This window comes from Otariodibacter oris (assembly GCF_009684715.1).
Lineage (GTDB): Bacteria > Pseudomonadota > Gammaproteobacteria > Enterobacterales > Pasteurellaceae > Otariodibacter > Otariodibacter oris.
The window spans coordinates 1629191-1649844 of the sequence record NZ_CP016604.1 but is presented as its reverse complement, the minus strand read 5'-3'; the positions used below and the strand labels follow the sequence as shown (position 1 = coordinate 1649844).

25 protein-coding genes are annotated in these 20654 nt (G+C 34.6%); 17 read left to right on the top strand and 8 right to left on the bottom strand.

All coding sequences use genetic code 11. The features are described from left to right. The 16 genes from cydB to A6A10_RS07560 all read left to right on the top strand — a co-directional run bounded on the left by cydB (position 1) and on the right by A6A10_RS07560 (position 12004). A complete protein-coding gene (gene cydB, locus A6A10_RS07635; protein WP_121122692.1) occupies positions 1-1137 on the top strand; it encodes a cytochrome d ubiquinol oxidase subunit II in 1137 nt (378 codons plus the stop codon). A 9-nt stretch (positions 1138-1146) separates the two neighbouring features. Further along, positions 1147-1245, top strand: coding sequence for a cytochrome bd oxidase small subunit, CydX/CbdX family (locus A6A10_RS07630; RefSeq protein WP_121122690.1), 99 nt, complete (start codon positions 1147-1149; stop codon positions 1243-1245). Positions 1246-1247: 2 nt separating this feature from the next. Beyond that, positions 1248-1544: a cyd operon YbgE family protein gene (locus tag A6A10_RS07625; RefSeq protein WP_121122688.1), complete on the top strand. Its 297-nt coding sequence runs from the start codon at positions 1248-1250 to the stop codon at positions 1542-1544. A 147-nt stretch (positions 1545-1691) separates the two neighbouring features. Further along, complete coding sequence (ybgC, locus tag A6A10_RS07620) at positions 1692-2090, top strand: tol-pal system-associated acyl-CoA thioesterase (protein WP_121122686.1); 399 nt, start codon at positions 1692-1694, stop codon at positions 2088-2090. Positions 2091-2116: 26 nt separating this feature from the next. Beyond that, the gene (gene tolQ / locus A6A10_RS07615; RefSeq protein WP_121122684.1) at positions 2117-2797 is read left to right on the top strand and encodes a protein TolQ; all 681 of its coding nucleotides are present in this window, start codon (positions 2117-2119) and stop codon (positions 2795-2797) included. Positions 2798-2884: 87 nt separating this feature from the next. Next, complete coding sequence (gene tolR, locus A6A10_RS07610) at positions 2885-3322, top strand: colicin uptake protein TolR (protein WP_121122682.1); 438 nt, start codon at positions 2885-2887, stop codon at positions 3320-3322. Positions 3323-3335: 13 nt separating this feature from the next. Then, complete coding sequence (gene tolA / locus A6A10_RS07605; RefSeq protein ID WP_121122680.1) at positions 3336-4601, top strand: cell envelope integrity protein TolA; 1266 nt, start codon at positions 3336-3338, stop codon at positions 4599-4601. Between the two features lie 47 nt (positions 4602-4648). Continuing rightward, complete coding sequence (gene tolB, locus A6A10_RS07600) at positions 4649-5935, top strand: Tol-Pal system beta propeller repeat protein TolB (protein WP_121122678.1); 1287 nt, start codon at positions 4649-4651, stop codon at positions 5933-5935. A 19-nt stretch (positions 5936-5954) separates the two neighbouring features. Further along, entirely contained in the window at positions 5955-6422 is a 468-nt protein-coding gene (locus A6A10_RS07595) for an OmpA family protein (RefSeq protein WP_121122676.1), read from the top strand. Positions 6423-6545: 123 nt separating this feature from the next. Then, positions 6546-7412, top strand: a complete 867-nt coding sequence (djlA, locus tag A6A10_RS07590) for a co-chaperone DjlA (RefSeq protein ID WP_121122674.1) — start codon at positions 6546-6548, stop codon at positions 7410-7412. Then, complete coding sequence (locus A6A10_RS07585) at positions 7412-8035, top strand: DUF2238 domain-containing protein (RefSeq protein ID WP_121122672.1); 624 nt, start codon at positions 7412-7414, stop codon at positions 8033-8035. Before djlA ends, A6A10_RS07585 begins: the two co-directional genes overlap by 1 nt. A 52-nt stretch (positions 8036-8087) precedes the next feature. Further along, the gene (gene dusC, locus A6A10_RS07580; protein WP_229583635.1) at positions 8088-9011 is read left to right on the top strand and encodes a tRNA dihydrouridine(16) synthase DusC; all 924 of its coding nucleotides are present in this window, start codon (positions 8088-8090) and stop codon (positions 9009-9011) included. Next, entirely contained in the window at positions 9004-10050 is a 1047-nt protein-coding gene (locus A6A10_RS07575) for a TIGR01620 family protein (protein ID WP_121122668.1), read from the top strand. The genes dusC and A6A10_RS07575 overlap by 8 nt, the downstream gene beginning before the upstream one ends. A gap of 69 nt (positions 10051-10119) precedes the next feature. Continuing rightward, entirely contained in the window at positions 10120-10710 is a 591-nt protein-coding gene (locus A6A10_RS07570) for a LemA family protein (protein ID WP_121122666.1), read from the top strand. Positions 10711-10805: 95 nt separating this feature from the next. After that, the gene (locus tag A6A10_RS07565; RefSeq protein WP_121122664.1) at positions 10806-11252 is read left to right on the top strand and encodes a TPM domain-containing protein; all 447 of its coding nucleotides are present in this window, start codon (positions 10806-10808) and stop codon (positions 11250-11252) included. Then, positions 11249-12004: a TPM domain-containing protein gene (locus A6A10_RS07560; protein WP_121122662.1), complete on the top strand. Its 756-nt coding sequence runs from the start codon at positions 11249-11251 to the stop codon at positions 12002-12004. Before A6A10_RS07565 ends, A6A10_RS07560 begins: the two co-directional genes overlap by 4 nt. A 53-nt stretch (positions 12005-12057) precedes the next feature. Here the strand turns inward: A6A10_RS07560 and upp are convergent, their stop codons facing one another. The 7 genes from upp to rpmE form a co-directional block, all read right to left on the bottom strand. Then, positions 12058-12684: a uracil phosphoribosyltransferase gene (gene upp / locus A6A10_RS07555; protein ID WP_121122660.1), complete on the bottom strand. Its 627-nt coding sequence runs from the start codon at positions 12682-12684 to the stop codon at positions 12058-12060. 65 nt (positions 12685-12749) lie between these two features. Continuing rightward, positions 12750-13637 (bottom strand): HTH-type transcriptional activator IlvY, encoded by an 888-nt coding sequence (gene ilvY / locus A6A10_RS07550; protein WP_121122658.1) that lies wholly within the window; start codon positions 13635-13637, stop codon positions 12750-12752. A 10-nt stretch (positions 13638-13647) separates the two neighbouring features. Beyond that, positions 13648-14529, bottom strand: a complete 882-nt coding sequence (locus tag A6A10_RS07545) for a glycosyltransferase family 8 protein (RefSeq protein ID WP_121122656.1) — start codon at positions 14527-14529, stop codon at positions 13648-13650. Between the two features lie 4 nt (positions 14530-14533). After that, positions 14534-15559, bottom strand: coding sequence for a glycosyltransferase family 2 protein (locus tag A6A10_RS07540; RefSeq protein ID WP_121122654.1), 1026 nt, complete (start codon positions 15557-15559; stop codon positions 14534-14536). Further along, a complete protein-coding gene (locus A6A10_RS07535; RefSeq protein WP_121122652.1) occupies positions 15552-16367 on the bottom strand; it encodes a glycosyltransferase family 25 protein in 816 nt (271 codons plus the stop codon). Before A6A10_RS07535 ends, A6A10_RS07540 begins: the two co-directional genes overlap by 8 nt. Before the next feature lie 11 nt (positions 16368-16378). Beyond that, a complete protein-coding gene (locus tag A6A10_RS07530) occupies positions 16379-17152 on the bottom strand; it encodes a glycosyltransferase family 25 protein (RefSeq protein WP_121122650.1) in 774 nt (257 codons plus the stop codon). Positions 17153-17208: 56 nt separating this feature from the next. Further along, positions 17209-17424 carry a 50S ribosomal protein L31 gene (gene rpmE, locus A6A10_RS07525; RefSeq protein WP_121122648.1) on the bottom strand — a complete coding sequence of 72 codons (216 nt, stop codon included), beginning with the start codon at positions 17422-17424 and terminating at the stop codon, positions 17209-17211. 258 nt (positions 17425-17682) lie between these two features. Between rpmE and tkt the strand changes: the two genes are divergently transcribed. Beyond that, the gene (tkt, locus tag A6A10_RS07520; protein ID WP_121122646.1) at positions 17683-19680 is read left to right on the top strand and encodes a transketolase; all 1998 of its coding nucleotides are present in this window, start codon (positions 17683-17685) and stop codon (positions 19678-19680) included. Positions 19681-19739: 59 nt separating this feature from the next. Here the strand turns inward: tkt and rsmA are convergent, their stop codons facing one another. Next, positions 19740-20612 (bottom strand): 16S rRNA (adenine(1518)-N(6)/adenine(1519)-N(6))-dimethyltransferase RsmA, encoded by an 873-nt coding sequence (rsmA, locus tag A6A10_RS07515; protein ID WP_121122644.1) that lies wholly within the window; start codon positions 20610-20612, stop codon positions 19740-19742. Between the last annotated feature and the right edge of the window lie 42 nt (positions 20613-20654).

The following is a 20654-nucleotide window of genomic DNA, read 5'->3' as shown; positions in this document are numbered from 1 at the left end:
ATGATTGATTATGAAGTTCTACGCTTTATTTGGTGGATTTTAATTGGCGTACTTTTAATTGGTTTTGCTATTACAGATGGCTTCGATATGGGCGTACTTACATTATTACCCGTAATTGGAAAAAGTAATGTAGAACGCCGTATCATGATTAACTCTATTGCACCGCATTGGGATGGAAACCAAGTTTGGTTGTTAACAGCGGGCGGCGCGATATTTGCTGCATGGCCAACCGTTTATGCAACATCTTTTTCTGGATTCTATCTTGCAATGATTTTGGTCTTGGCAGCTCTATTTTTCCGTCCAGTTGGTATGGAATATCGTGCTAAAATTGATAGTCCTAAATGGAGAAGTGCTTGGGATTGGGGATTATTTATAGGTGGTTTTGTTCCTTCTCTAATTTTTGGCGTGGCATTTGGTAATTTATTGCAAGGTGTTCCGTTTGAATTTAATGAATTGAATCAAGTAAGATACACTGGATCCTTTTTTGGTTTACTTAATCCGTTTGCTTTACTGTGTGGTGTTATTAGCTTAATGATGCTAACGACTCAAGGTGCAACATGGTTACAAATGAAGACTACTGGAGAGTTACGCAATCGTGCAAGAGCCATATCTCAAGTAACATCGTTAGTCGCTATTGGTGTTTTTGTTATTGCTGGTATTTTTGTTTATTTTAAAGAAGGCTTTGTTGTAACTAGTGTCATGGATCATAATGCGGCATCTGTATTCACAACTAAGAGTGTTACTGTAGAAAGTGGTGCTTGGTTTAAAAACTATTTTGAAATGCCAATTCTCTGGATTATCCCTATTTTAGCTGTAGTTGGGGGTGTACTAACATTTATTGCATCACGAGCGAATAGATCAGGTTTATCGTTCTTTGCATCATCAATAATGTTGGCTGGTATTATATTGACTGCTGGAGTTTCTATGTTCCCATTTGTAATGCCTTCAATTTCGCATCCAGAAATGAGTTTAACTATGTGGGATTCTACAGCAAGTCATAATACTCTTACTGTTATGTTCATTGTAGCTTGTATTTTTGTACCTTTGATACTGGCTTATACTATTTGGACTTATATCAAAATGTTTGGACGTCTTGATGCCAAGTTTATTGAAAGTAATCAATCAAGTTTATATTAGGAGAATATGATGTTTTATGTAACTTGGGTGTTTGGTGTTCTGTTAGCAATTTTATTTGCAACAGTAGTCACTATTAGCATTGAAAAAACAGGCAAATTTGATGAGTAATCATGATAGATTCTCTTTATAATTCAACAAGAAAAGGCTGGTTAAAAGCCTTTTCTTTTATCATATCTACAGTAATGTTTATTTCGATCTTACTATTTTCAGAAAGATTTTCTACGCACTTTGGCGGACAAACTCCTTATCTTGTTTTATTAGTCTTGTATGGTATGACTATTTTATGGATTCATGGTATAGGTTTTGAAATTAGATTACACTTATTTAAAGCAGTATTTTTACCCATTATTGGTTATATTATTGTTCTTCCATCACTTTGTTATCTCATCTTCCCATTATTTATTTGAGAATAACTGATACTGCAATACAGTAACTTTTTACAAAAGTAAGAAGAAAATATCTTGCACAACAAATATTCTCTATCTAAAATGAGAACTAGTTTGCGTCTACTTTTTAGGCGCTTTAATTTTTTAGTACAGGTGATCTAATCGTCGATGCAATTTCCTATTCGTGTATATTATGAAGATACTGATGCAGGTGGTGTAGTTTACCATGCTCAATACTTGAATTTTTTTGAACGAGCAAGAACAGAGTTATTACGAACCCTTTCTTTTTCTCAGCAAAGGCTACTTTCAAAGAAGATTGCATTTGTTGTGAAAAAAATTGAGATTGATTATAAGCTTGCAGCGCATTTAGATGATATGTTAATTGTTGAAACTGAGATTGTGAAACTCAAAAAAGCATCTATTATATTTCGACAAAAATTATGGCGTGATGAAGAGTGTTTAAATGAAGCGACTGTAGTGGTTGCTTGTGTTAATTTAGAAAAAATGAAACCAATTGTAATCCCTGATGTCATTTTAATACAATTACAAGCGGTTGGATCCTTTTAATTTTTTACTTTATTCGGAGTTTTTCAATGTCAACTGAATTTGACCTGCTTTCGTTATTTTGGGAAGCGAGTATTGTTGTTAAGATTGTAATGTTCATTTTAATTGCATTTTCTATCATATCTTGGGCTGTAATTATTCAACGTAGTAGTATATTAAATCGAGCTAAAAAAGAAGCATTAGTCTTTGAAGATCGTTTTTGGTCTGGTGAGGATTTACATCGATTGCATGAAGGATTAGAAAACCGAAGAGATGGATTAAGCGGATCAGAGCAAATTTTTTACGTAGGATTTAAAGAATATAATCGCTTACATCAATCAAATCCTGATGCTCCAGAATCAACTATTCAGGGTTCTACTAGAGCGATGAATTTAGCTCTAAATAGAGAATTAGAAAGCTTAGAAAGTTATATTCCTTTCTTGGGAACTGTTGGATCCATTAGCCCATATATTGGACTTTTTGGAACTGTTTGGGGAATTATGCACTCTTTTATGGGATTAAGTGCAGTAAAACAGGCGACACTTCAATCCGTTGCGCCAGGGATTGCAGAGGCATTAATTGCAACGGCCATTGGTTTGTTCGCTGCTATTCCTGCAGTTATGGCATATAACCGTTTAAGTTTAAGAGTGAACAAATTAGAACAAAATTATATCAATTTTATTGATGAGTTCACTACAATATTACATCGTCAGGCTTTTGCAAAAAAATAAAAAATAGTCGTATTCATATCAGAGACTTTATTTGATTGTCTATATGTGTACGTAATAGAACAAAATAGTGTTATAGAAGAGGGAAGTATGTCTCGTCGTCGGGAACGTAGTGCAATTAAATCTGAAATTAATATTGTCCCATTTTTAGATGTATTGCTTGTATTATTATTAATCTTTATGGCAACAGCGCCTATTATCAGCCAGAGTGTTGAAGTTGATTTGCCAGAAGAGAGACATAGCCAGTCAGTTACAAATGAAGATAAAACACCTGTCATTTTAGAAATTGCAGATGTGGGAATGTATAAATTAAAGATAGAAGGGAATTATATTCAACAGAATTCAGATGAGTATATTTCTGAACAAGATATTGTTGCCTATGCAGCAGATGCTTTTGGCAAAGACAATAACACCTTGTTTCTTGTGGCTGGTGGAAAAGATGTTCCTTATGAAGAAGTAATGAAAGGAATTTCCTTATTAAAGGATGCCGGCATAAAGTCAGTTGGTTTGATGACTCAAGGAAAATGATCAAGGATAATGCGTGAAATTGAAAAAAGATAGATTAGACATTGCTATAATTTTTTCTGTATTTTTACATTTTGTATTGATTGGTTTGCTTTTGATTGGCTCTTTTTTCACCAAAATGATTCAATATTCAGCTGGTGGGAGTGGTGGAGATCAAGATAGCTTTGAGGCTGTAATGGTTGATACAGGGCAAGTTGCAGAAGAATATAATCGATTAGTTTCGCCTGCTACTGAAACTGTATCAGAGAAAGTTGATGTTGTAGAAAAAACAGAGGCAGAGGAACGTCCAGTACCAGAAACTATGGAGACTGAAGAACAAGTAGTCGAAGTGGATAATTCAGAAGCTTTAAAAATTTCAGAACAAGAGAGACAGCAAAATTTAGAGCAACAAAAATTAGAACAACAAAAAGCAGAGCAAGAAAGAATACAGCAAGAAAAACAGAGACAGCAAGAAATTGCAAAACAGCAAGAAGAGGCGCGTAAAAAACTTGCTGAGCAAGCTAGATTAAAAGCAGAGGCAGAAGCTAAACGTTTGGAAGCTTTAGCTAAACAAGCAGAAGAGGAACGTAAGGCTAAAGCGGAACAAGAAGCCAAAGCAAAGGCAGAAAGAGAAGCGAAAGCTAAAGCAGAACAAGAAGCGAAAGCAAAGGCAGAAAGAGAAGCGAAAGCTAAAGCAGAACAAGAAGCAAAAGCAAGGGCAGAAAGAGAAGCGAAGGCTAAAGCAGAACAAGAAGCGAAAGCTAAAGCAGAACAAGAAGCAAAAGCAAGGGCAGAACAAGAAGCGAAGGCAAGGGCAGAACAAGAAGCGAAGGCTAAAGCAGAACAAGAAGCAAAAGCAAGGGCAGAAAGAGAAGCGAAGGCTAAAGCAGAACAAGCTGCAAAAGCCAAAGCAGAAAAAGAAGCTAGAGCTAGAGATGCGGCAAGAGCACAGCAGTTACTGGATGGTACCTTAGGACAAGGAAGTAACCGAACTCAAAATGGTTCTACAGGAAGTGGAGGATCCACAGGTGTGGGACGCGGGTCTGCTCAAGGCAATCGATATTTAGATCAAATTAGTCGCTTATTGAGATCTAAATTTATGAATACAAGTGGGCAATCGTGCTATGTGAGAATTTTTATTGAAAGAAATGGCGTGATAAAAAATTATCAAGTGATGAGTGGGCCAACTGATGTTTGCCAAGCAGCAACAAGAGCTATTGTTGCAACAGGAAAAGTACCTCCTGCACCATCCGATGCTATATATCAGCAATATAGTTCACCGACAATTGAATTTAGACCTTAATTGTTGGTCATTTATTCAAATAACTACTTAATTTTAGGGGTTAAGATATGAAATTATTCACGTATTTTAAGAAATGCGTAGGTTTTATTGGCTGTTTTGTTGCTATATCTGCTATGGCCGAATCAGATGTTCAGATTTTAGTAGATGGTGCAATTAATACATCTCAGCCGATAGCAGTAGTACCTTTTAGAACGAATGTAGCAATACCAAGTGATGTGGCTCAAATTGTCTCTGATGATTTACGTAATAGCGGAAAATTTTCTCCTATTCCTAGAGGAAGATTACCGGCACAACCAGGCTCTGCAGGTGAAGTGGTACCAGAACAATGGAGTATTTTAGGAACCGATTATGTTGTTGTTGGGCAAGTAGATGCAGCTGGGAGTGGCTATAGTATTGCTTATCAGTTAATTGATGTATTAGGAACATCAGGATTCGCGGGTAACGTTGTATCTCAAGGTGCTTTTAATGTATCAGCTGATCAACTTCGACTAGGGGCCCATACTGTTAGCGATCAAATTTTTGAAAAAATTACTCAAATTCGTGGTGCATTTAGAACTAAAATTGCTTACGTTGTTCAACGTGGTGTTTCATCATATGAATTAAGAGTTTCAGATTATGATGGATTTAATGCTTTTACTCTCGTTTCAAGTAAAGAGCCATTTATGTCACCAGAATGGTCACCAGATGGGGCAAAATTAGCTTATGTCACATTTGAGAATAAAAAACCTCAAGTTGTTGTTCATGATATACGCAGTGGTAAACGTAATGTTGTAGGGGCTTTGAAAGGACATAACGGAGCACCATCATTTTCACCTGATGGTTCGCAACTTGCATTTGCATCAAATCAAGATGGATTGTTAAATATTTATGTTGCAAATGCCAATGGTGGTGGAATTAGACAATTAACAAGAGGACAGGGAAATAATACAGAGCCAAGTTGGTCACCTGATGGAAGTGTGATTTTATTTACATCAGATCGAGGGGGATCTCCTCAAGTTTATAGCATGAATATATCAGGTGGTAATGTAAGTTTAATTGGAGGAAGTGGTAGTGGAAAAATTTCCTCAGATGGTAAGAATTTAATCATGGTTTCAAGCGATAAAATTGTAAAGCGTGACTTGATTTCAGGTAGCACGGAAGTACTAAGCTCTACGTTTTTAGATGAAAGTCCAAGTATTTCGCCAAATGGTACTATGGTTATTTATAGCTCTACCAAAGGTGTGAGCAAAGTGCTACAATTGGTGTCAGCAGATGGCCGTTTTAAAGCTAACTTGCCGGGGGTAGGTGGGCAGTATAAGTTCCCTGCTTGGTCACCGTATTTGACTAAACAATAATTCTTTTTAGGAGAACAAAATGAAAAAACTAGCTAAAGTATTTATGATTGCGGCACCAGCTTTTGTTTTAGCAGCATGTAGTAGCTCAAACAATGATGATGCAGCGATGACTACTAATAATACAGCAACAGCCCAAACTTTTGGGGGTATGTCAGTTCAAGATTTACAAACTCGTTATAATACCGTTTATTTCGGTTTTGATCGTTATAATGTTGAAGGTGAATACCAAACATTGTTAGATGCGCATGCAGAATATTTAAATTCTATGAATGGCAGTGTTACTGTTGCAGGTCATGCTGATGAACGTGGTACACCTGAATACAATATTGCATTAGGTCAACGTCGTGCAAACGCTGTACAAGGATATTTAGCATCTAAAGGTGCAACAAATGTTTCAACAGTTTCTTATGGTGAAGAAAAACCAGCAGTATTAGGTCACACAGAAGCTGATTATGCTAAAAACCGTCGTGCAGTATTAGAATACTAATTTTGTATGATGTTAAACAAAGCCTCGATTTTTTCGAGGCTTTGTTTTTATAATAACTAATCTATTTCGTATTTTTATTCTTTTTCCGCTAAAATAGAAGAAAATTTAATAGAAGGACTAAATATGCAGTTTATTGGAAAAATTTTAGGGTTTTTCATTGGTTATAAGTTTTTAGGTGGTTTTTTTGGTGGAATGCTTGGTTTAATTATTGGACACTGGGCAGATAAAAAGCTATATGAATTAGGTACGGTTTCTTCTTCTATATTTGGAAAAGCATTAACTCGTCAGTCGATTTTTATTCAAACGACATTTGCTGTATTAGGACATATTTCTAAATCAAAAGGACGAGTGACTGAGGATGACATTCAACTGGCTCGTGGTTTAATGAATCAGATGAAATTAGATGCTCAAAATCAGCAACTTGCACAACAAGCTTTTACTTTAGGAAAGGATTCTAATTTCCCATTACGCCAAGTTATTAAGGAATTTAGAGAGGCTTGTGGACAGCGCAGGGATCTACTACGTTTTTTTGTCGAAGTACAAATACAAGCAGCCTTGCAAGATGGTACTATTGACATAAATGAACAAAAGATTTTATTTACGATTGCTGAATCGTTAGGTATGTCAAGATTCCAATTTGAGCAAATGTTAGCGATGATTGCTGCAGCACAACGTTTTCGTTCAGGGCAGTACCAATATGAACAATATTCCTCTCAACAAGATGGAAATTATCAAGGTAGACAAAGTGGATACCAGCAATCCTATAATAAAGGTCCAACTTTAGAAGATGCGTATAGTGTTCTTGGTGTTAATGCTAATAGTGATCAAACTACAGTTAAAAGAGCTTATCGTAAATTAATGAATGAACATCATCCCGATAAATTGGTTGCAAAAGGGTTGCCTCCAGAAATGATGGAAGTCGCCAAGGAAAAAGCACAACAAATTCAAGCTGCTTATGATCTAATTTGTAAAGCTAAAGGGTGGAAGTAATGCAATCTCGTTCTCATATTGTGCCATTATTTTTAGCAATTGTTGTTATCATTATTTCAGTATGGTCTGGATTAAATCCTACAGATAGAGATGTATGGTATGCTGAAGTTATCCCAATTTTTACTGTGTTGGGACTATTAATGTTAACTTATTCACGCTTTCAATTTAGTGGTTTAGCTTATTTTTTAATGTCTTTATGGATGATTATGCATTTTATTGGGGCAAAATATACATTTGCTAATGTGCCTTTTGATTGGGCAAATGTTTATTTAGAACCATTTCTTGGAGAAGGGCGTAATCATTTTGATAGGGTAGGGCATTACGTTATTGGATTCTATAGCTTCCCAATGGCAGAGTGGTTGTTGCGTAAACGCAAATGTGGTTTAGGTGTTGCTTTCTTTTTCGCCCTTTTCTTCATTATGTCGTTAGCGGCAACCTATGAGCTTATTGAATGGCAATATGCCGTGATTGAAGGTGGTGAAGCGGGTGTCGAATTTTTAGGATCACAAGGCGATATTTGGGATGCACAAAAGGATATATTAGCGGATACATTAGGTGCAATTACCGCATTGATTATCTATCTAATTGCTCGTCCTGATTTGTATTTACGTCGCTATCACTAGCAAGCGGTCAGATCTTGTGGAGTTTTTGCCAAAACGAGTCATCCTTGCACCGATGCAAGGTGTATTAGATCCATTTGTTCGTCAGCTTTTAACGGCGGTGAATGATTACGATCTTTGTATTTCAGAATTTGTGCGTGTTGTCGATCAAAAATTACCCAAGAAAACTTTTTATCGTCTTTGCCCTGAATTGCATCAGCAAGGTTTAACGCCTTCTGGTACACCAGTAAGAGTGCAGATTCTAGGGCAATATCCCGAATGGTTGGCGGAAAATGCCGATCTTGCTATTCAGCTTGGTTCCCATGGTATTGATTTAAATTGTGGATGCCCCTCTAAAACAGTCAATGGGAGCCAAGGTGGAGCTTCACTTCTAAAAAATCCTGAGCTTATCTATCAAGCTACTAAAGCCATTAGAAAGGCTGTTCCTGAAGATTTGCCTGTTTCAGTTAAAGTTCGTTTAGGATGGGATTCAGATTCCTCTGCCTTTGAAATTGCAGATGCGGTGCAACAAGGTGGGGCAACGGAAATTACAGTTCACGGTCGAACCAAAATGGATGGCTATCGAGCAGAACGGATTAATTGGAAAAAAATTGCTGAGATTCGTCAACAACTCACAATTCCTGTTGTTGCAAATGGTGAAATTTGGGATGTAGATTCTGCAAAAAAATGTGTAGAAGTGACCGCTTGTGAGAATGTCATGATTGGGAGAGGTGCATTGCAAGTACCCAATTTAAGCAAAGTTGTAAAATTTGCTGAACCCAAAATGCCTTGGAAACAAGTGCTAGATTTGCTCTACACTTATGTTCAAATGGAAAATGAGCATGATGATAAAGGGTTTTATCATATTGCAAGAATTAAACAATGGCTACGCTATCTTGATAAAGAATATCCTGAAGCGAGTGAGTTATTTACATTATTGAGAACGGAACAAGGCTACGAAGGATTAAAAAATCGGCTTATGGAGGCAAAATATGGATAAAAAAATATTTAGCGAAGAAGAACAAAAAGAGACTATTTTACAACCTAAGCAAGAGTTTTCTGAGGAGACAGTAGAGTCTGTTGAATTAGAAGAAGAGAGTAAGAATGTTGAGGCTGAACTGATTATTGAGGAAAGCTTAAAGCCGTCCCGCTTTTGGATCAGAGTGTTACTTGGTGTTTTAGTCTTGTTTTGTGGGGCTGTGGTTGCTCAATCTATCCAATGGTTAATCGATACTTGGATGGCTCATCAGTGGATTTATTTTGCTTTCTCAATTGTTTTTTTCTGTATTAGTTTAACGGGGATTGGCACTCTAATAGTTGAATGGAATAAGCTTCGTTGGTTACGTAAGCATTATCAAAATCAACAGATGACGCAACAGTGGTTAGTTGATAAAAACAATGTAAGCGGTGAGATTGCGACGGAATTTTGTCAATCTGTGATTCAAAACTTATCGCAAACGCCGATGATTGCTCAAGCTGAAAAACGTTGGAAAAGTCAATTAGATGAAGGGTATAACAGCCAAGAGGTACTTTATCTGTTTAGTCAGAATGTGTTAATTCCGCTGGATAGCCAAGCGAAAAAAATGATTAGTCAGAGTGCGATTGAAAATATGATCATTGTCGCAGTAAGCCCATTAGCGATTGTTGATGTATTAATGATGGCATGGCGTAATATTGCATTAGTAAATAAAATTACTAAAGTATATGGTATGGAATTAGGTTATTTTAGTCGCTTAAAACTCTTTAGAATGGTGCTTACCAATATGGTATTTGCGGGGGCAACTGAAATTATGACTGATGTAGGGATGGAATTTTTTTCGCAAAACCTCACTGCAAAATTATCTATGCGAGCGGCACAAGGAATGGGAGCAGGGTTACTCACAGCCAGATTAGGGGTTAAAGCGATGGAGTTTTGTCGTCCTGTGGCATTTACTAAAAATGAACGCCCTAAAATTGCTGAAATTAGACAAGAGCTCATAGGAGTATTAAAAGATAAAATATTTAATAAATCGACAGAAAAAGAATTTGAAAAAGTGTAGGTATTTTATTTATATTTATACATACTAAATTTTTAACAATATCGTTTTAAACAATAAAAGGTAAATTCAATGAAAAAATGGACAACGCTCATTATTATTGCAGTTATTTTAATTATTGGTGGAATAACACTTAGTAGTAGCTATAACAGTTTAGTTAAAGCAGAAGAAAGCATTAATTCTGTGTGGGGAAATGTGGAATCGGCTTATCAACGTCGCGCAGATTTAATTCCAAATTTAGTCAATACAGTGAAAGGTCAAGCAAACTTTGAGCAAGAAACTTTAACACAAGTGATTGAGGCAAGAGCAAAAGCCACTCAAACCCATATTGATCCAAGTAATGCTACAGAAGAGCAATTAGCGCAATTCCAACAAGCTCAACAAGGTTTGAATTCAGCATTATCTCGTTTATTAGTCAGTGTGGAAAGATATCCAGAATTAAAAGCTCATGAGGGTTTCTTAAATTTACAAGCACAGATTGAAGGAACGGAGAACCGCATTAATGTAGAGCGTAATAATTTCAATAATGCAGTTAAAGAATATAATCAAAAAGTTCGTCAAGTACCGACAAAATTCGTGGCTTTATTATTTGGGTTTGAGGCTAAACCTCAATTTAAAGCGGAAGCCGGATCTGAAAAAGCACCTGAAGTAAATTTTAATTAAAAGAGAGATAAGCGGTAGGATCCCATTATTTTTTGCAAATAAAATAGTGGGATTATCTTTCATCTAGTGAGCAAGCTTATTTTACTGAGGAAATTATGGGATTATTCGATCTTGTTAGCAAAAAATTACCCATTGACACACAACAAATTGAACAAGCGATTTCACATTTAGAAACGCAAACTTCAGCTGAATTGCGAGTGGTGGTGGAACGTAAGGCAAAATCTAATTCCCCAATTGATCGAGCCAATCAGCTATTTGATGAATTAGCCATGCGAGAAACAAAAGATCGCAATGGCGTATTAATTTATTTGTCTTTTAAACCTCGTTTAATGGCGATTGTGGGTGATGAGGGAATTCATCAAAAAGTGGGTGAAAGCTTTTGGGAATCTGTATATCAAGCTATGAAAGTAGATTGTCAGCATGGTGAATTTACCCTTGCAATTTGTAAGGGAATCGAGCAGGTTGAGCAACAACTTAAAAGTTATTTCCCTATTCAAAAAGATGACACCAATGAATTACCTAATGAGGTAGTAATCAAATGATAAAACGATATTACCACTTAATACTTTCCTTAGTACTCATCTGTTTTTCTACATTGAGTTGGGCAGACTATCCTAGCGTACCTGATCCTTTCCGTTATGTAACAGATTACACTCAAACGTTAAGCCCACAAGATAAACAGACATTAGAAAATGCGTTAGTGGATTATGGCACTAAAACCAGTTCACAAATTGCAGTTGTGATTATCGCAAGCACAGAAGGCGAAGCCATTTCAAGTTACACTCATAATTTATTTAACCAATGGGGCATTGGACGAAAAAAAGAGAATAATGGCGTGTTACTTTTGGTTGCAAAGAATGATCGCAAATTATTTATTGCTACAGGTCGAGGCTTAGAAGGTGCATTACCCGATGCAATCGCTTCCTCAATTATTCGTAATGATATTACCCCTTACTTTAAGGAAAATCGTTATGCGGAAGGGATTGCCAAAGGTTTATCATCTATCATTGCTGCAACTCAGGGAGAATATCAACCACTTGTAGAACAAGATGAAAATGAGCCAAATGATTTTTTAACGTTTATCTTATTTGCCATAATTATTTTCTTTATTTTTGGAATCTCTAATAGAAGAAATGGTGTTTATATCAGCTCAGGTGATTTAGGTAGAGTGATACGCCATTCAAGTCGAAGTGGTGGTTTTGGTCATAGTCGCGGAGGTTTTGGCGGAGGTAGCCATGGTGGTGGTTTCGGTGGTGGAAGCTCTGGCGGAGGCGGTGCTGGTGGAAGCTGGTAAACAAGGTAAGACGCTACAAAGATTGTTCTTTATAGCGTCTAGTAAATTAATAATTATTTTGTACCGAAAATCTTATCACCCGCATCACCTAAACCTGGAATAATATATCCGTTTTCGTTTAAGTGGCTATCTATTGAGGCTGTATAAAGCTCTATATCAGGATGAGCGGCTTCTAATGCTTTAATCCCTTCTGGTGCAGCTACAAGCACCAATACTTTAATATTTTTACATCCTGCATTTTTGAGTAAATCGATCGTTGCTATCATTGAACCGCCTGTTGCTAACATTGGGTCAACAATAATTGCAAGACGTTCTTCAACATCGTTGGCTAATTTAGTGAAGTATGGCACAGGTTCAAGGGTTTCTTCATTACGATACATCCCTACAACACTGATTCTTGCGCTTGGCATATGTTCAAGCACGCCATCCATCATCCCTAAACCAGCACGTAAAATCGGAACAACAGTAACTTTTTTACCCTTGATACGATCAATTTCAACTGGGCCATTCCATCCATCAATTGTTACTTTTTCAGTTTCTAAATCGGCTGTTGCTTCATAAGTGAGTAAGCTACCAACCTCAGTTGCTAATTCACGGAAATTTTTTGTATTTACATCGGCGGCACGCATTAAACCAAGTTTATGTTTTACAAGCGGGTGTTTAACTTCAACAATTTTCATTACTATTTACTCCTTATGTTGATTTTTGAAATTAAGTATTCTATCAAGTTGTTGCTGTATGAAATTTAATTTAGATCAGATAATAATCGCCAAAAAGATTGAATAATAGGTTCCTTTAAACGTCTTTGTTGAACACAAACCCCCAATTCAAAAGGTTTAATGGCAATATCGGGTAAGAAATAGGAAACTTGATTACTCACAGAGCTATGTTTTACCACTACATCAGGCAACATTGCGACCCCACAACCTACTGCGACCATAGATAATATTGCTTCATGTCCCTCTACTGTAGCATAAATTTGTGGTTTGCGGATTTTTTGCAATTTAAACCAATGATCTATCCTCTGACGAGCGGGACCTTCAACAGGCAAAATAAAAGGGATGCTTTGCCAGTCTATAGGTGATTGTTGGAGAAGCTTGGTTGCAGGACAGGCAATTCTTGGTACAACAAGAGATAGGCTCATATCATCGATAGATTGAAATGCAATGTTAGGTGGTAAAAATTCAGGTTTTCCCGCTAAGGCTAAATCAGCTTTCAATGATTGTACTGTATGTAGTGCTTTGGCAGGATCGCCAGTGCTTAATTTGATTTCTACTTTCGGATAACGCTGTCTAAAACGTTCTAATATTTTTGGTAAGTGACTATAAGCGGCTGTTACAGAACAAAATAGTTTTAGCTCTCCCTCTAATTCATTTTGTTTTTGGGATAATTCTTGCTGAATGTGTTGCCATGAAAGCCAAGTTTGCTCTGCAAAGGTTAAGAACTTCTTACCTGCTTCAGTTAATGTAACTTGTCTATTATCTCTTAATAATAATGGTTGCCCTATTTCTTCTTCCATTCTTTGAATATGTCGAGAAAGAGTGGAAGCACTCATATGGTTTTTCTCGGCAGTACGAAGAAAACTATGAGTTTGTGTAATGTCTAACAATAACTTAAGATTTTGGATATTCATAATCTAAATTTTAGTAAATTCCGTATTTGAACTTATATTTGATTTTTTTTATGAAAATCTTTAATTTAATAAAAATATTTTTTTTCTCAAATTGTATATCAAGAGATTTAGCTATTTTTTCATAAATCTCTGAGTGTATCTGAGTGCTATTCTTATCCCATTGTTTTATTGGTCCACAAAAATGAGAAATTACTATCGGCATAGTATTTTTCTCTAGAGGGTGTAGATTTTTATTATTTTTAATTCTTGAAAGTAAGGTTGGCATAGAATTAAATCGACAATCTAGATAATAAACTTTCTCCATAAATATTCCATTGAGTATATCTTGATCCTGATATTTTATGATGTTTTTATATTTTTTTAACCAATTTATGGATTGCTGGGATATATCTTCTGTTCTCCATTTTTTTAGATTTATCAGTAACACTCCAGCATTAAAGTAGTAATCTTTTTCAGTTAATCCAATTAGTTTTTTATAATTGTTTGTTTTATATTCTATAAAAGAATCAATACATGCTGCAATATGGAATTCATTAATATCTGTCTTCCATAAAGGCATTAAGTCTCCTAAAACTATGATATCTATATCTAAATAAAGAATTTTATCTATATCAGGTGGTAAATATTTTGTGGAATATAATCTTGCATAAGTTGCTAATGATATATATTCAATTGTTTTAGGAAAATCATTAAAATCACTTTTTTTTATAGGGATGAAATTTATTTTATAATTGCTATTTTCCAATTTTTTTATTTTTTCTTTATTCTTTTTATCTATTCCAAAATCAAATATATAAAAGTTTATCTTGTGATTGTTTTTATTTATTATGCTTTTTATTGTAACTAATAAAAATTTTGCATAATTATTATCTGATGAAAATAATATATTCATACTATTATCCGATTTTATTATATTTGTTTATGTTAAATAATTTTTTAATTATTTTTCGGTTTTGTTTAAAGCTAAATGTTTTATAAAGATTATTTCTATAAAATCTAATTACATCTATGGGTTTATAATTTTTAAAAGATAAGTATATATCAAATATAATTTGTTTATTTATATTTTTATTTATTATATTTAATGATGTCATTTTTTTGTGTAATTTTTGAGCGTATTCAAAAGAGAAATTTTCTTCCAGTTTGAAATCTAAATTTATATCATTAAAATAATAATTAATAGCTATTCTTCTAATCTGATTTGCTATATGTATTTGCTTTTCATTGTGTAATGATGATGTTTGATTTCCATGAAATCGATAATATACCAATGATTCAGGATAATTAGCTAATTTTCCAATTCTGCTCACATCTAACCAGAACTTATAATCCTCAGCATGTTTATAATTATGATCAAAAGTCAATCCATATTCTGTAAATATAGATCTTTTCATGATCATTGTATTATTATGCATAGGATTATAAAATAGCATAGCTTGAACAATATCTTCATGATTTAATGGATTCTTCCACAATTCACCATTTTTAAAAACTTTAGATAATATACTACCATTATGATCTTCTGATAATATAGTTAGGTAAGATCCCATTGCCATAATGTCTAAATTTTTTTCCATATAATTAACAATAGTTTCTATCCAATGTGGTTTAGCTATATCATCAGCATCTGTTCTTGCTATATATACTCCATTAACTTCTTTAATACCTTTATTTAATGAAGCAACAAAACCAAGATTAGTATGATTATTTATAATTTTTATACGATTATCTTTTTGTGCTAATGTATTGAGTAAATTACCTGTATTATCTGTTGAACCATCATTTACAATAATGATTTCTATATTTTTATACGTTTGATTAGATACGGCATTAACTGCTGATTCTATATATTTTTCTACATTATATGCAGCAATTAAAACAGAAACTAAAGGTATTTTTCTATTTTCAATACTATTAATCATACTTTTTACCTTTATAATAAAATGGAATTTTAACTTTATCTTTTAGGTGATTTATCTTTTTAATAATCCTTATTGGTTTGTGTAATTTGTATATTACTTTTTCTATAATGGTTTTTTTAGTATATTTTATGTTTAATTTTCTTTCTTTTTCTAATTGGCTAGATAATTTACTATTTTCTCTATTTATTTGTTGTTCTTGAACACAAATTGCAGGAGAAACTTGATAAATTTTATTCTTAGAATTTATATGCATTTGCTCAAAGATAATCCAATCTGCTGGTTTGAACTCATTATCTTTCATTGATGATAGTATATTAACTAGGTATTTTGCTACTTGATATGTTATGATGTATCCAGCTGTACCAAAATGTATTGTTTCTAAATTTAGGAAGTTTTTATTATAATAGCTAGTTATATTGCTTTCTGAAACTTTAACAGGTTGTAAAAAAGTTTCTAATTTAATAATAATATTATCTTGAGTATTAAACCTTTCATTTAGCCAATCTATTTGAGATAAAAATTTATTTGCATCCTCACTAAGAATTACATCATCTTCAAAAATAGCAATATAATCAAAATTATTCTCTATACATTTTTTCCAGAGAAGAAAATGACTTAGTAAGCATCCCTTTTCACCTTTAGTAAGAGTAGATTTATTAATGTTAGGTAAATATATATTAATTAATTCAACTGTAGGAGAAATTGCGTCAAAAAATTCAAACGAAATATTTTTTTCTTCAAATTCTTTTTTGATATGTTCTCGTCTTTCAGTAGCTGATTCTAGACTAATTACATAATTATTTATCATAAATATCCAAGTTATTTACTAATGTTATATATAATTTTCTTAATTCTATCAATTAAATTAAAATACTCATGATTTAATTTTGTTTTTAATGTTCTTGTCTTTCCCAATTTTTTTTGAACAGGAATATTACTTTCTTTAGAAAAATCAGGCTCTATACAAGAGGGCTCTACTGCTAAATAATCTATCTTATTTTCCCAATATCTATCCATTGTTATATCGACATCATAAATCCATTCTTGGCTATAGTTTATGAGTTTTTTTGCTGCTTGTGGTGTGATGAAATATCCTGTTGCATTTTCCCAAGCATCGTAGAATCGAGAAACACTATTTTTTGTATTATCGATATTATGGAGTATTTTTCCTTTTTGTCCTCTTTTTCTTGGTGCTGGAGGGCTTAGCCAAAAAAACTCAAACGTGTTTTCTGGAGAAGAACAAAATTGGTAAACATCTAAAAAATTATTATGAATAATTGCATCATCTTCCAGAACAATTATCCCTTGATTTAGCTCCATACATTTTTCCCACAATAAATAATGGCTTGCCCAACAACCTAGTTGTGAAAGATTCATTGTATGGCCTTTACGTTTTAATCGTTTTTCTTGATTGTATTTTTCAAAAAGATAAAAATCAGGATTTTCTTTTCCATTAATCGCAGGAAAGAATTGATAATTTATTATATGGGAGACATGTGCATTAAGATTATTGAATTGTTCGGTAATGAATTGTTTTCTGTCTATGGATTTTTCTAGATTTATAACAAAAACAGGTGTTGCATTATTATTCATATCTTGTAACCATATTAAACAAAACCCCACAATACGTGGGGTTTGTCATTAATATATTAATGTTTCTTACTTGGAATGCTGAAGCGTTTGTTAAAGCGTTCAACACGGCCACCAGTATCAACAACACGTTGTTTACCAGTGTAGAATGGGTGGCAATTACCACACACATCTAAATTCAAATCTTTCGCCACAGTTGAGCGAGTTTTAATCACGTTACCGCAAGAACATGTTGCTGTAACTTCTACATAGTTTGGATGAATACCTTGTTTCATAATAGAAAACCTCAAAGAAGCCATATCGCCATCAGAGCATACAACCTAGCTGTCTAATACCATATGTAATTAAAAAAGCCAAAAACTAGTTATTCTTGGCACGAGCCTGTAATTTTACTCCAAATTTATAAGCAACTCAAGAATCAAGTTCTTTTGATTTAAAAGAAACTCTTTTTCTAAATAGGAAATAGGTCACTAATTAAAAATAGTGTAGAATAAAGCGATTTTATATGCTCATTTACTAATTAAGGAGTTAAAATGACAGAACGTAGAGTATTAGCGAATGCAATCCGTTTTTTAAGTATGGATGCAGTGCAAAAAGCTAAATCGGGTCACCCTGGTGCGCCTATGGGTATGGCCGATATTGCTGAAGTATTATGGCGTGATTTCCTTTCTCATAATCCACAAAACCCATCATGGGCAAACAGAGATCGTTTTGTATTATCAAACGGTCATGGCTCAATGTTAATTTATAGCTTATTACACTTAACGGGTTATGACCTTTCAATTGAAGATTTAAAACAATTCCGTCAATTACATTCAAAAACCCCAGGCCACCCAGAATATGGCTATGCACCAGGCGTTGAAACAACAACAGGTCCTTTAGGACAAGGTATTACTAACGCCGTTGGTATGGCGATTGCAGAAAAAACATTAGCAGGCCAATTCAACCGCGAAGGACACAATATCGTTGATCACTATACTTATGCCTTTTTAGGTGATGGCTGTTTAATGGAAGGTATTTCTCATGAGGCAGGCTCATTAGCGGGAACATTAGGCTTAGGCAAACTTATTGCTTTCTATGACGATAATAATATTTCGATTGATGGTCATGTTGATGGTTGGTTTGCTGATGATACTGCAATGCGTTTTGAAGCTTATGGCTGGCAAGTAATCCGTAATGTTGACGGACACGATGCTGAGCAAATCAAAATTGCGATTGAAAATGCACAAGCAGAAAAAGATCGTCCAACATTAATCATTTGTAAAACGATTATCGGCTTTGGTTCACCAAATAAATCTAATTCACATGATAGCCATGGCGCACCTTTAGGTGATGAAGAAATCGCATTAACACGTAAAGCATTAAATTGGGATTACGCACCATTTGAAATTCCAGCAGAGATTTATGCAGAATGGGATACAAAAGAAAAAGGTAATGTTGCTGAAAAAGCATGGGATGAAAAATTTGCAGCCTATGAAAAAGCATATCCAGAACTTGCAGCAGAATTTAAACGTCGTATTTCTGGTGAATTACCGGCAAATTGGGCGGCTGAATCTCAAGCATTTGTTGAAAAATTACAAGCAAATCCAGCTTCTATTGCAAGCCGTAAAGCATCACAAAATGCGATTGAAGCTTATGCACATATCTTACCTGAATTCTTAGGTGGTTCAGCAGACTTAGCAAGTTCTAACTTAACTTTATGGTCTGGTTCTAAACCAATTCGTGCAGATGTGAATGTTGATGGTAACTATGTAAACTACGGTGTACGTGAGTTTGGTATGTCTGCAATGATGAATGGTATCGCATTACACGGTGGATTTATCCCTTACGGAGCAACATTCTTAATGTTTATGGAATATGCCCACAACGCAGTGCGTATGGCAGCATTAATGAAACAACGTGTACTCTTTGTTTATACCCATGATTCAATCGGCTTAGGCGAAGATGGTCCAACCCACCAACCAGTAGAACAAACAACTGCATTACGTCTAATTCCTAACTTAGATACATGGAGACCATGTGACCAAGTTGAATCTGCAATTGCATGGAAATATGCAGTTGAGAAGAAAAATGGTCCAAGTGCATTAATCTTCACTCGTCAAAACTTAGAACAAATGGATCGTACGCCTGAGCAATTAGCTAACGTATATCGTGGTGGTTATATCTTAAAAGATAGCGAAGGCACACCTGAATTAATCTTTATTGCGACAGGTTCTGAAGTTGAATTAGCAGTAAAAGCAGCAGAAGCATTAACAGCTGAAGGTCGTAAAGTACGTGTCGTTTCTATGCCAAGTACCAATGTATTTGATGCACAAGATGAAGCTTACCGTGAGTCTGTATTACCAAGTTCTGTGACTAAACGTGTTGCAATTGAAGCTGGTATTGAAGACTTCTGGTACAAATATGTAGGCTTAAATGGTCGCATTGTGGGTATGAATAGATTCGGTGAATCTGCACCAGCTGGTGAATTATTTAAACTATTTGGCTTTACTGTAGAGAATGTGGTTGCGAAAGCAAAAGAAATTCTTTAATTGGCTTTTAAGTTAAATAAAAAGCAGGATATGTATCCTGCTTTTTTATTGTGTTAAATTTATTCGGTTATATCTATATTATCGGTAGAAGGTTGGTTATCCTCTGGCGGGTGATCATATAACCAGTTTGCTAATCTGACATAATCTGCTAGTGTTAAATTTTCAGCTCTATCATTATTATCCACGCCCAATTCAGCTAATTGCTCTAAGGTAAATAATGTTGATAGTGCATTGCGTAGAGTTTTTCTACGCTGATTAAATGCTTGTGTGACCACTCTATTTAGCCAATAAACGTCTTTTGCAGGGTGGGGCAATTCTGTATAAGGTACTAATCTTACTACCGCTGAATCAACCTTAGGAGCGGGTTTAAAGGCTGTTGGTGGCACTTCTAGAACAGGAATCACTTGGCAATAATATTGTGCCATGATTGTTAATCTACCATAAGCTTTACTATTCGGTGCGGCACATAATCGTTTAACCACTTCTTTTTGTAGCATGAAGTGCATGTCTTGCACGAGATCATGAAATTTCAATAAATGGAAGATGAGTGGCGTAGAAATGTTATAGGGTAAGTTCCCAAAAACACGTACGCCTTGTCCTTCTGGTAGGTTTAAACCTTCAAAATATTCCCTAAAATTAAAGTTGAGCGCATCTTGTTCAATGACTGTCAGTTTTTGATTTAAGAAAGGATGATGACGTAAACGTTCTGCAAGATCTCTATCTAATTCAACAACAGTAAGCTTTTCAACTAAATCGGCAACAGGCTCGGTTAACGCACCTAATCCAGGTCCAATTTCTAATAAGAATTCATTTGGTTGTGGATTGATCGCAGAGACAATGCCATGAATAACATTTTGATCGTGTAAAAAGTTTTGGCCAAAACGTTTTCGGGCAGTATGGCCAAGATGTTTTTTTGAATTTGAATTCATTATATTTCCTAAAAGCGGTCAGATTACCGCAATATTTTACAAATT